The sequence below is a fragment of the Neisseria sp. Marseille-Q2251 genome (genome assembly GCF_940793045.1).
Classification (GTDB): Bacteria; Pseudomonadota; Gammaproteobacteria; order Burkholderiales; family Neisseriaceae; genus Neisseria.
The window spans coordinates 25,244-37,312 of sequence record NZ_CALNWV010000004.1 but is presented as its reverse complement, the minus strand read 5'-3'; the positions used below and the strand labels follow the sequence as shown (position 1 = coordinate 37,312).

The following is a 12,069-nucleotide window of genomic DNA, read 5'->3' as shown; positions in this document are numbered from 1 at the left end:
TCGGGTTGCATTCGTTTTTTTTACATTTCCCCATCCGTCGCGCCTATCCGCCAATCGTCGCACTCGAATCCGTTTTCTTCTGAAAAAACAACGCAAAACAATCCCGATATGCCGTCGCAAAATTGACCGTCCCAACAAAAAGGCGGATAATCCGCCCATCCTTAAAACACCGTTTCAGACGACCTTTTCCCGTGATTTAAAAGGTCGTCTGAAACCTTTTATAAAGCACGAACATGAAAGCACCCGAACTCCTCCTTCCCGCTGGCGGCCTCGAACGTATGCGCGCCGCCTACGATTACGGCGCAGACGCCGTTTATGCCGGCAGCCCGCGTTACTCCCTGCGCGCCCGCAACAACGAATTCGCCAAACTCGACGTCCTCGAGCAAGGCATTAAAGAAGCGCACGAGCGCAACAAAAAATTCTTTTTGACCGTCAACACCCTGCCGCACAATTCCAAGCTCAAAACCTTCGTCGCCGACATGGAGCCGCTGATTGCCATGAAGCCTGACGCGCTGATTATGGCGGATCCGGGTTTGATTATGACCGTGCGCGAAAAATGGCCGGAAATGCCGATCCACCTGTCTGTACAGGCGAACACCACCAACTACTGGGGCGTGAAATTCTGGCAGAACATCGGCGTCGAACGCATCATCCTGTCGCGCGAATTGAGCATGGAAGAAATCGCCGAAATACGCCAAGAATGTCCCGACATCGAACTCGAAGTCTTTATCCACGGCGCATTGTGCATCGCCTACTCAGGCCGTTGCCTGTTGTCCGGCTACTTCAACCACCGCGACCCCAACCAAGGCACCTGCACCAACTCCTGCCGCTGGGACTACAAAGTCCACAACGCCACTGAAAGCGATGCGGGCGACGCCCAGCTTCTGCAAGGCTTCAACTTTGAAAAAGCCCAAGAAGAAGCCAACCAAAACTTCGAAGGCATCAACGGTCAGCAACGCCACCCCTACGCAGACAAAGTCTTCCTGATTGAAGAGTCCAACCGCCCCGGCGAAATGATGCCGATTATGGAAGACGAACACGGCACCTACATCATGAATTCCAAAGACCTGCGCGGTATCGAAGTCGTTGAAAAACTCGCCAAAATCGGCGTGGACAGCCTCAAAGTCGAAGGCCGCACCAAGTCACTCTACTACGTCGCCCGCGTCGCCCAGTCCTACCGCAAAGCGATTGACGATGCCGTCGCAGGCCGTCCGTTCGACTACGGCTTACTGAGCGAACTCGAAGGCCTCGCCAACCGCGGCTACACCAGCGGCTTCCTTGAACGCCACCAAACCCAAGACTATCAAAACTACCTCAGCGGTCATTCCACCGCCAAACAAAGCCAATACGTCGGACACGTTACCGAAATCGACGACGAAGGCTGGGCAACGGTGGAAGTCAAAAACCGCTTCGCCGTCGGCGATACTTTGGAAATCATCCACCCCGAAGGCAACCAAACCGTTACGCTGGAACAAATGACCCGCAAAGGCGCAGCCGTCGACGTCGCCCCAGGCAACGGCATCCAAGTCAAAATCCCGAATATGCAGGGCAAAGAAAAAGCCTTGCTGGCGCGTGTCATCAAATAATCGTGAGGTCGTCTGAAATTTTTCAGACGACCTTTCGCCTTTTGTTAAGGAACTGTATGAACGAACAAACCAAACAGACCGCTCAAACCATAGGTCGTCTGAAACGTAAAGCCAGCGACGAAGAACGGCTGCAAGGCTGGCGCGAAACCTGCGCCGAACAAGGATTAAGCGGCGAATTTATCCTGACCGCGAAGCTCAACGGCGCGGCTTATACCGAGGAAGAAGCCCGCATGGTGGCGGAGCTTTTCGGCAAATAAACTGACAATTTATTATTTTAAAATTACAAATCATATCAAAACTTGACAAAGTTACCGATTTTGATTATAGTCGTATCTGAGTTAACATTGCCGATTTGACACAGCTTGCGGGCATAAACAGCTAAAGCGTATTTTCATTTTCTGCTGTTTTTATTCCTTTCTTTATATCCAAGCCCGTTGTGTACAGCATCGGGCTTCTTTTTTTCCGGAAGTATCAGGAAGTATTTATGATTATTTTGGACAACGTTTCCAAACATTACCAAACGCGCGACAAAACCCGTTTTGCCGCCGTCGAGCCGACCAGCCTCGAAATCCAAGACGGCGAAATCTTCGGTCTGATGGGCTATTCCGGCGCGGGCAAATCCACCCTGTTGCGCCTGATTAACCTGTTGGAACGTCCCGACAGCGGCAAGGTCAATGTGTGCGGACAAGAGCTGACCGCGCTTGATGCCGCCGCATTGCGTCAAGCGCGGCAGAATATCGGCATGGTATTTCAGCAGTTTAATCTTTTGAGCAACCGCACCGTTGCCGACAATGTTGCCTTTCCTTTGGAAATCGCCGGATGGTCGTCTGAAAAAATCAAAGAACGCGTCAAAGAATGCCTTGAAATCGTCGGCTTGACCGAACGCGCCGACCACTACCCCGCCCAGCTTTCCGGCGGGCAGAAACAACGCGTCGGCATCGCCCGCGCGCTCGCGCCCAAACCCCAAGTCATCCTCGCCGACGAACCCACTTCCGCCCTCGACCCCGCCACCACGCGCAGCGTCTTGGAATGTTTGGAAGATATCAACAAGCGATTCAACGTTACCATCGTCATCGTGACCCACGAAATGAGCGTCATCCGCCGCCTGTGCGACCGCGCCGCCCTCTTGGATAAAGGAAAAGTGGTGGAAATCGTCGAAGTACGCGGCAACCAAATCCACGCCCAATCCGAAATCGGGCGCGAACTGATTCGGGAGGACTGATATGGCAGACTTAACATTCGAACAAGCCGTTTCCACCATCGTCGGCATGAAAGACGAAATCGTCCGCGCCTTGGGCGAAACCTTCGTCATGGTCGGACTGTCCACCACGATTGCCGTCATCTTCGGCACGCTCTTGGGCGTCTTACTTTTCGTGACTTCCAACCGCCAGCTGCATTACAACAAGCCGGTGAATTTCCTGTTTGACAACTTAGTCAACCTGATGCGCGCCTTCCCCTTCGTCATCCTGATGATTGCCATGATACCCGCCACCCGTGCCATCGTAGGCAGCACCATTGGCCCGATTGCCGCCTCGCTGGTATTGAGCGTATCCGGTCTGTTTTACTTCGCCCGACTGGTGGAACAAAACCTGCGCGAAGTCCCCAAAGGCGTGATTGAAGCCGCCACCGCCATGGGCGCATCGCCGCTTGCCATCGTCCGCAAAGTCCTTTTGAACGAAGCGCGCGCGGGCATGGTTTCCAGCATCACCGTCCTCGCCATCGGCCTGCTCTCATACAGCGCGGCGGCAGGCATGATAGGCGGCGGCGGCTTGGGCGACCTCGCTATCCGCTACGGCTACTACCGCTACCAAACCGAAGTCATCATCTTCATCGTCGCCATCCTCGTGCTGCTCGTTATCCTGATTCAAAGCACCGGCAACGCATTGGCGCGGAAATTGGACAAACGTTAAACCTCACAAACGTAAACAAGGTCGTCTGAAAATACACCTGATGCATTTTCAGACGACCTTTTGAGTGAAAAATACAACATGAAATCCGCCAAAAAAATTCTAATTGCCGTTTATTTAATCAATATCGGCAATATTCTTTGGTACTTTATCGGCCCCATGAACCATATGCCGAAAATATTGTACGTAGTTCTGAGCGTCGGCATCTTTCTTGCACAACTCGTCATCTTGGAAAAATTAGAACGCCCGACCTCCGATGACGTCAACGCACACAACAGCAAAATGCTGCGTAACGATATGGGTTTCTTCATTTTACTGTGTCTCGGGTTATTGGCTGTCTTTATGATATGGTCCCTTATCGCCTCCCCTGTCCCCATCTGGGGTATCCTTTCATTTGACGATATGGTTTCCATAGGGGAAATGAACGGATCGATTGGTACGATGGACATCGATGAAATGGGCGAAATCAGCGAGCCGGATGAAAGTGCCATGATGGCTGAAGACTATGATGATGAAATGGACGGACACGCCGTAATCGACGGAACAGATGAAATGTATGAAAGTCCCGATACCGCCTTTGATGTTTCTCCATTCGCCACCTCGTTGGATTGGCTTAAAATCATCTCAGCCCTGACTTTTAAAGCAGGGTTGATTTGGCTGTGTTACCGTTCCATCAAAGGGCTGTACTTCACGATAAAAAACCGTCCCGTTTCCCATAAATGGATTTAAAATCCCAACTGTCCCGACGGCAAAGGCCGTCTGAAAAATCGACTTAACACTTACCAGGAGTAAAACATGCAGACAAACACCTTCTTCAAAACCCTTTCCGCCGCCGCGCTCGCCGTAGTACTCGCAGCCTGCGGCGGTCAAAAAGACAGCACCCCTGCCGCATCCGCCGCATCGCCTGCCGCCGACAATGGCGCGAAAAAAGAAATCGTCTTCGGCACGACCGTCGGTGACTTCGGCGACATGGTCAAAGACCAAATTAAACCTGCGCTGGAGAAAAAAGGTTATACCGTCAAACTGCTTGAATTCGCCGACTACGTCCGCCCCAACCTCGCGTTGGCAGAAGGCGAACTGGACATCAACATTTTCCAACACAAGCCTTATTTGGACGACTTCAAAAAAGAACACAAATTAGACATCACCGAAGTCTTCCAAGTACCGACCGCGCCTTTGGGCCTGTATCCGGGCAAACTGAAATCGCTGGACGAAGTCAAAGACGGCAGCAGTGTTTCCGCGCCTAACGACCCGTCCAACTTCGCCCGCGCGCTGGTCATGTTGAACGAATTGGGCTGGGTTAAGTTGAAAGACGGTGTTAATCCGCTGACTGCTTCCAAAGCCGATATCGCCGAAAATCCGAAAAACATCAAAATTATAGAGCTTGAAGCCGCACAACTGCCGCGCAGCCGCGCCGACGTCGATTTCGCCATCGTTAACGGCAACTACGCCATGAGTAGCGGCATGAAGCTGACCGAAGCCCTGTTCCAAGAACCGAGCTTCGCCTACGTCAACTGGGCAGCCGTCAAAACCGCCGACAAAGACAGCCAATGGCTCAAAGACGTAACCGAAGCCTACAACTCCGACGAGTTCAAAGCCTACGCGCGCCAACGCTTCGCAGGTTACAAATACCCTGCCGCCTGGGGTGAAAACGCAGCAACCGGTGCGAAAGCCGAAGCCGCTTCTACTGCTTCGGCAGCAAGTGCTACCGCAGCCTCCGGCGCTTCCGCAGCAAAATAAACTGTAAGTCCTAAAGTAAAAGGTCGTCTGAAAACCCAAATCAGGTTTCAGACGACCTTTTTGCCGTATATGGCGGTCAAATATAGTGGATTAAATTTAAATCAGGACAAGGCGACGAAGCCGCAGACAGTACGGATAGTACGGCAAGGTGAGGCAACGTCGTACAGGTTTAAAGTTAATCCACTATACATTCAACGCAAAGCAATGCGCCCCAATCTTACGATGGAGGTTATTTGTCTTTTATTTTGCCGCGCAAACTCAAGGTTTGCCTTACCGGATGCGAATAGGTGTCTTTTTCCGCCGTCAGTTCCAACTCCAATTCCGTCAGTTTTTGCAAATACTCGGAAGCCATGACCGTCGGCTCTTTTGTCAATTCTTCGAACTGCTTTTTCGCCTCATCAAACCGACTCAGTTTGCGCAACATTTCTCCGCGCACCAACTTGGTATTCACACGCTTTTCAGCCGGCAGGCTGCCATCTTTCAAAGTCAAATCGGCGTAATGCAGGACTTTCTCCAGATCTTGCTGATGACCGCCCAACCAGCTGGCATGCAAAAATATCGACATCATTTGTTCTGCGTTTTGATTTTCGCCCGCCAACTCCAACATTACCCCCGCCAACCTTTGCGCAGAGGCCTTTTCAGCCACCTGCTTGAGATAAGCTTCGCTCCGGATAACTTTTTCATACTTATTCAATTCTTGTTGCGTAAAGTCATCCTTAAACATCACAAACTTATTGCTAGGACAAACAGGAATGGGGGCAGGCGCCATAATCATACCTACCGGCTCCAAATCAGTCTTCATATCTACCGAAAAGCCCGACATTACCATAACCGATGTGAATTTTTCGCCGCCTATCGGACAAGTATGTTCGACCGGACGCGTAGTCAACGCATTGGCATGCGTACAAACAGCAAGTGACAAGACGAAGGCTGAAAGTTTGATTTTCATTAGGATTTCCTTAATATTTCCGTATTTAAAGCGGCATAAATCTTGTTTTGCCTGTCCAAAATTTGAATTTATAGTGGATTAACTTTAAACCAGTACGGCGTTGCCTCGCCTTGCCGTACTATCTGTACTGTCTGCGGCTTCGTCGCCTTGTCCTGATTTAAAGTTAATCCACTATATCGTCAAAAAAGGGAATTCTAATCACAAAGAACCCATATTCGCAAACAATAAAGGCTTGCGCCAGACTCTAAGCTTGGTCGCAAACCTCCTGCTTTCACATAACGTGATCGGTTTACACCTCCGCCGATTTGCCGGTCACTTTTTCAAACGCTTGAATCAGCCTTCCAATCACGGCATCTTCGCCAAACTCGTTCAAACAATCTGCACGCAATTTTTCCGCTGAAAACTTTCCTCGTTCTTCATACATCCGAATCAGCGCATCACTCAGGGCTTCTATATTTTCAGTCGGAATCAGATAACCATTGTCTTCATTGACAATCGACTGTGGCCCGCCGCACATCGTCGCAATGACCGGCAAACCTTGCGAAAGCGCCTCGATAAATACCACGCCGAATGTTTCCACACGGCTGGCGAGCACAAAAGCATTGCTATGGCGCATCAAATCCAAGACCTCATCCGTCTTCAACGCGCCCAAAAAGGTGACGGCATGACCGATGTCCAATTCGTCGACCAAGCGGCGCAGATTTTCCGCCTCCGCGCCATTGCCGCCGATTTTGAGTTTAAGGAAGGGGTATTTCTCCAAAGCTTTGGCAAAGGCAGGGAGCAATAAATCATGCCCTTTCAGATGACGCAGATGGGAGACGGAACAAAACGTGAAATCCTGATGGGACTTATCGAAAGGCTCGAACGGACGCGCGAAATTATCGCCCAAAATATTCGGCAGATATTCCCAGTCCAAACCGTATTTCTCGCGCAGCAACGCACAAAAATCCTTGCTGACCGCAAAACGCGCCTGACAATGTTGTGCGGATTCTTTCATGATCGGCCATTGGTTTGGGCGGACGAGATTGCGGGCGATTGCGCTGCTGTGTTCGGTAATCACATAAGGAATACCGTATTTTTTTGAGATTTCATACGCCAAAACGCCGCCAAAATTCATCGTATGCGCATGAAGGACATCAGGCTTGCCGTTTTCCGCCACATACCGCTTAAAAGCCTTCATGCCCGCCCTTACCCAACGGATACGGTCGATATCGACGACGGGGCAATGCGGGAAAAAATACATGCTGTCGTAAACATAAGTATTCAAACCGCCCTGATTGTGATGGCGCATTCCATAAGGTCCGGTCAGAATACTTCTCCACTCCGTCCGCAAAGAACGAAACAAAGGCGCAATGACGCCTACTTTCAAACCCTTGCGCTGCAAAGCCTGCGCCTGCAAACGGAAGAAAATCCCGTCCACATCGGTTTCAGATTTCGGATACCACGATGGAAGAACGACAACATGCATTTTTTACTCCTTACACCAACCCTGCCAAAGACAATCTGCATCATTGCCCACAAAGTCAAAAAATATAAAAATCAATAATTTGTTTATATTATAAATAACAGCACATTTTCAAGTAATTATAAACAACAGCATTACAACTCAAAGCATGAATTAAACCATATATATGACAAAGTATTCAAACTGCGAGTTAAAAAAATCTTCCTATTTTTTCAAGCAACTGATTTAAATTGAAATAATATATGACATATAACAACACATTGAAAACTACGCATCGCCAAATCATCTCATCACGCGCATCGGCTTAATATAGTGGATTAAATTTAAACCAGTACGGCGTTGCCTCGCCTTGCCGTACTATTTGTACTGTCTGCGGCTTCGTCGTCTTGTCCTGATTAAAATTTAATCCACTATAAATAGGCTCTTCAAAAAGCCGACATTTTCCGTTTCAGACGACCCATAGGGTAAACAACGGCAAGACCATGATTGTTTAGTTCCCCTTGCTCGATAATACATTTTCATCCGCAACATAGAGCCAACTAGAATCATCAACCGTCTTTGCCTTGAAGCTAAACAATAAAAAGGTCGTCTGAAAACGTTTTTCAAACGACCTCTTTAGCTATAACGGTAATTTCATCCCCTACCCCGCTCAAAAAATGGGTAGGCGGCTGAATTGTTCAAACAAACATTACCGGCGGCAGCCAAGATTGGGTACCGCTGGCGGAAAATTCCCACAGGATGTCGGGCAAACCGTAATGGTCGGCGCGCGTCGGGTCGAGTTGCGTTTCGATTTCGGCTTCGCGGCCTTCGCTGATTTGTGTGGCGATGTGCGGATTGATCATGACGGTTTTGCCCAGTGCGATAAATTCCGCCCAGCCGGTTTCAAACGCCGCCAAAATTTGATCAGCGGTAAACAGGTTGCCCACGCCGATAAGAGGCAGCTTGCCGTTGATACGGTCGTGGATAAACTGCATACGGGTTTGCGCCGTATCGCCGCCGCGTCGGATTTTCTTGTCGAATTCCCATAAGGAAACGTGCAGATATTGCAGCGGCTTTTGCACCAAGGCGTCAATCAGTGCGCCGGTTTCGGTCATGGTCAACCCGTCTTCGCCTGCTTCTTCGGGCGAGAAACGGTAGCCGATAATGAAGTCGTTGCGTTGGTGTTTTTCACGAACTGCGGCAACGGCATCGACGACGGCGAGTGGGAAGCGCATTCTGTTTTCCAAGCTGCCGCCCCATTGGTCGTTACGGCGATTACTTTGGGCGGAGTAAAACTGTTGGATTAAATAGCCGTTCGCGCCGTGGATTTCCACACCGTCAAAGCCTGCGCGAAGTGCCAAATCGGCAGCTTGGGCGAAGGAGGCGATGAGTTCTTCCACTTCTGCGGCACTCGCTTCACGCGCTCCATCCTTTTCGCTGGCGGACGCACTGATTTTGTCGCGGTGGTTGAGTTCTACCATCGCTTGGGAGCCGCCGTGATGGATTTGCAAAATCGCTTTTGCACCTTGTTTTTGAATGATTTGGGCGGTTTCTTTCAGGCTGTCGAGGCAGTTTTCACCCGTAGCTTCGGGCTGTCCACGAAAGGCTTTGCCGCCTTCTTGAACCAAAGTGGCGGCGGAGATAAAGAGACCTATATCACCTGCGCGATTGCCGAGAAACGTGCGTTCTTGGTCACTGATTAAACCATCGGCGTGCGAACCGAAATGGGTCATGGGCGCAACGGCGAGGCGGTTTTTGACGGTTACGCCGTTGTTGAGTGTGAAAGATTGGAAAAGCGGAGCATATTTGGGTTTCATTTTGTTCTTTCGAAAATTAATAACTCCTACAAAATTGGGACAAATATGGAATTATCAAGAACGAGGTCGTCTGAAAAACACGGTTTCGACGAAACGGAATGTTTTCAGACGACCTTTCGACAATACGTCTAACGACGATTACCAGAGGTAGGTTACGCTGGCGCCGCCGCCCGCACCGCCTTTCGCCGCGCCGACTGCCGAGCCTTTAACCAGCCATTTGCCGCTGGCGGATACTTTGGAAATACCTACGGCGTAACCGCTTTTACCGCGCCAGATACCGCTTGCGACGGAAACCGCGCCTTGTCCCGGCTGATATGCCTGTCCGAGGCTGCCGACCGCGATTGCAGCGGCGGAGCCTGAATCAGCACGCTCTTCAAGTTTATCCATACGGACTTTGGCCTCGTTGCGCAAAGCGGCGATTTGTGTCTGGTGATTGCTCTCGGCTGCGGCAAGGCTGCTTTGGCTTTGGCGGGCAAGGCTCTTCACTTGGGCAACGTTGACCGCGTCCGTATCCTCCTTACCCGCAGCAACATTAGTAATCTGGCGGCTGTTTTGTTCGCTGCCGACAGATACCGCACCTAAAGTCGATACCCATGTTCTGCCTGTTTCCGTACTTGCCGCGCCGGTAGCAAAGTCATGACCTGCAACGCCTGCCGCAGTATCGGCAACGCTGTCCGTACCGAGCGCTACGGAGTTTTGTTGACGCGCTTCCGCTTTGTAGCCCAAAGCAGCGGATTTTTCCTCAAATGCGGCAGCACCTGCGCCCAAAGCCGTTCCGCCGGATTTCCGTACCCGTGCGCGCGTACCGGCGGCAAGACCGTTGAGCGCGGTGGACGAAGATTCTACGCCCAATGCCACGCTGTTGGTTTCCTCGGCAACCGCGCGCGTACCGACTGCAACCGCTTGATAACCGTTTGCCTCGGCAGCAGATGCCAGCGCAACCGCCTGCGTACCGTTGGCTTTTGCCCTATCCCCGACAGCAGTAGAACTGAGCGCATTGGCTTCGCTGCCGCGTCCAAACGCAACCGCATCAATATCGGCAGCCTTCGCGCTATCGCCAACTGCGATAGAACGCAAACCCGTTGCCTGCGACATCAAACCAACCGCCACCGACTGTCCGCCGGAAGCCTTCGATGCGCCACCGACGGCAATATCGTTGGTTCCTTTTGCATTCGCCCTGAAACCGACGGCAACCGTCCGCAATGCTTCCGCCTTAGCCTCACTGCCAAGCGCCGACGCACTCAAACCCGAAGCGTTTGAATCATAGCCAGCAGCAACAGACTTATAACCCGCCGCAGCCGCTTTGTCGCCCAACGCGGTCGCATTTTCCCCCGCCTTCGATTCTTTGCCCAATGCGGTAGAACCGTTTTTGTGCATCGCTCCTGTCGCAATACCTTCCGCAACACAAACATTTGCAAAAACAAGGGACAACACCAAACACAGCGGTTTGACGGATAAGTTTAGTTTCATCTTTTCATTCTCCATTTTTGAATTTTTTAAAAAATATCAACCAAATCCTTATGACTATATTTAGTCATTTAGAATTAGTTATATTGTATAGTGTTATTACAATATTATTAGTTATATGTAATTAATATTTGATTTGAATCATCTGAAGAAAATGATGAGCAAGGTTTACAGAACGTATGCAACCATTCAGCTTAACGAAACCCAATCATCCAAAAAGGTCGTCTGAAAACACGGTTTCGGAGAAACGAAATGTTTTCAGACGACCTTTTGTATGGACAAAAAAAGGCGATACCTTTCAGTACCGCCAAAGCTGCTTTGGTGATGAAACCTGTTATTTCGAGGCGCAGCGGAAGCCTAGGTTGTGCAGGACGTATTTGGATTGCAGGCTGGTGCGTATGCCGTAGCGCAGGAAGGCGGCGTAATTCGATGGGTCGCTAGAGCCTACGGATGCGCCGCTGCAAAACATTTGCGTATCGGCATTGCCAGACGAGAGCAGGCTGCTGTTGAAGTCTTCCGTCCATTCCCAAATCAAGCCGTGCATATCGTAAATGCCCCAGTAGTTGGGTTTGCTTTTGCCGACATCGCGCAAGCCGTTTCTGCCGCCGTCTGCATACCAGTCAAGAATGGTACGGTTGTAGCCGGGTTCGGCAGAACCGTTTTTCTGTGTGGCGGAGGCAAGTCCGGCAAATTCCCATTGGTCTATGGTCGGCAGGCGTTTGCCTTGCGCAGTACAGTAGGCATTGGCGGCAAACCAAGATACGTTGGTTACCGGATGTTTCAGTTCGTTGGGTTTGGGCGCGTAGCTGTTGCTGCCAGTTTTAACCCAGTGTTTGAGGTAGGCAGGTTCGGCTTGTTTGGAGCTGACTTTGCCTTTTTGCCACTGCGGGTGTTTTTTGACAAACTCTGCAAATTCGGCATTGGTAACGGGATATTTGTCGATTTGGAAGGGTTTGACTTTAATGATGCTTGTTTCTTTCTTCAGATAGAGCGGGCGGTAGCTGCCTCCTTCAACTTTTGCCATTTCGGCCGCCGCTGCACTGCCGCTTGCGACAAGGGTAAAGAAGGTGAGGAGTGGTATGAGTTTCATAACGGGCTTTCTAATCTGAATGCGGGGTATTAGGCTTTGATTATATAGCGAAACCGGATAAAAATCCTT

The 12,069-nt window shown here is 50.5% G+C and carries 11 protein-coding genes and 2 pseudogenes; 6 read left to right on the top strand and 7 right to left on the bottom strand.

What is annotated here, in order from left to right:
• Window positions 1–233: 233 nt before the first annotated feature.
• The 6 genes from trhP (at window position 234) to AAG834_RS02825 (ending at window position 5,233) form a co-directional block, all read left to right on the top strand.
• Complete coding sequence (trhP, locus tag AAG834_RS02850; RefSeq protein ID WP_342031185.1) at window positions 234–1,586, top strand: prephenate-dependent tRNA uridine(34) hydroxylase TrhP; 1,353 nt, start codon at window positions 234–236, stop codon at window positions 1,584–1,586.
• 56 nt (window positions 1,587–1,642) lie between these two features.
• A complete protein-coding gene (locus AAG834_RS02845) occupies window positions 1,643–1,843 on the top strand; it encodes a hypothetical protein (RefSeq protein WP_342031184.1) in 201 nt (66 codons plus the stop codon).
• A 227-nt stretch (window positions 1,844–2,070) separates the two neighbouring features.
• On the top strand, window positions 2,071–2,808 hold the full coding sequence (locus AAG834_RS02840; RefSeq protein WP_003759974.1) for a methionine ABC transporter ATP-binding protein: 738 nt from the start codon (window positions 2,071–2,073) through the stop codon (window positions 2,806–2,808).
• A 1-nt stretch (window position 2,809) separates the two neighbouring features.
• Window positions 2,810–3,496 carry a methionine ABC transporter permease gene (locus AAG834_RS02835; protein ID WP_070774249.1) on the top strand — a complete coding sequence of 229 codons (687 nt, stop codon included), beginning with the start codon at window positions 2,810–2,812 and terminating at the stop codon, window positions 3,494–3,496.
• Between the two features lie 78 nt (window positions 3,497–3,574).
• Window positions 3,575–4,222, top strand: coding sequence for a hypothetical protein (locus AAG834_RS02830; RefSeq protein ID WP_342031183.1), 648 nt, complete (start codon window positions 3,575–3,577; stop codon window positions 4,220–4,222).
• A gap of 66 nt (window positions 4,223–4,288) precedes the next feature.
• Window positions 4,289–5,233, top strand: a complete 945-nt coding sequence (locus AAG834_RS02825; RefSeq protein ID WP_342031182.1) for a MetQ/NlpA family ABC transporter substrate-binding protein — start codon at window positions 4,289–4,291, stop codon at window positions 5,231–5,233.
• A gap of 229 nt (window positions 5,234–5,462) precedes the next feature.
• Here the strand turns inward: AAG834_RS02825 and AAG834_RS02820 are convergent, their stop codons facing one another.
• The 7 genes and pseudogenes from AAG834_RS02820 to AAG834_RS02795 form a co-directional block, all read right to left on the bottom strand.
• Window positions 5,463–6,182: a hypothetical protein gene (locus AAG834_RS02820; RefSeq protein WP_070514085.1), complete on the bottom strand. Its 720-nt coding sequence runs from the start codon at window positions 6,180–6,182 to the stop codon at window positions 5,463–5,465.
• 71 nt (window positions 6,183–6,253) lie between these two features.
• Window positions 6,254–6,361: pseudogene (locus AAG834_RS13770) on the bottom strand (IS5/IS1182 family transposase); the annotation flags it as partial.
• A gap of 110 nt (window positions 6,362–6,471) precedes the next feature.
• Window positions 6,472–7,650 carry a glycosyltransferase gene (locus AAG834_RS02815; RefSeq protein ID WP_342031181.1) on the bottom strand — a complete coding sequence of 393 codons (1,179 nt, stop codon included), beginning with the start codon at window positions 7,648–7,650 and terminating at the stop codon, window positions 6,472–6,474.
• Between the two features lie 304 nt (window positions 7,651–7,954).
• Window positions 7,955–8,065: pseudogene (locus AAG834_RS02810) on the bottom strand (IS5/IS1182 family transposase); the annotation flags it as partial.
• 259 nt (window positions 8,066–8,324) lie between these two features.
• Entirely contained in the window at window positions 8,325–9,443 is a 1,119-nt protein-coding gene (locus AAG834_RS02805) for an NADH-dependent flavin oxidoreductase (RefSeq protein ID WP_003758160.1), read from the bottom strand.
• A 138-nt stretch (window positions 9,444–9,581) separates the two neighbouring features.
• Window positions 9,582–10,913 carry a YadA-like family protein gene (locus AAG834_RS02800; protein WP_342031180.1) on the bottom strand — a complete coding sequence of 444 codons (1,332 nt, stop codon included), beginning with the start codon at window positions 10,911–10,913 and terminating at the stop codon, window positions 9,582–9,584.
• Window positions 10,914–11,244: 331 nt separating this feature from the next.
• Entirely contained in the window at window positions 11,245–12,000 is a 756-nt protein-coding gene (locus AAG834_RS02795) for a formylglycine-generating enzyme family protein (RefSeq protein WP_070441395.1), read from the bottom strand.
• Window positions 12,001–12,069: the final 69 nt, after the last annotated feature.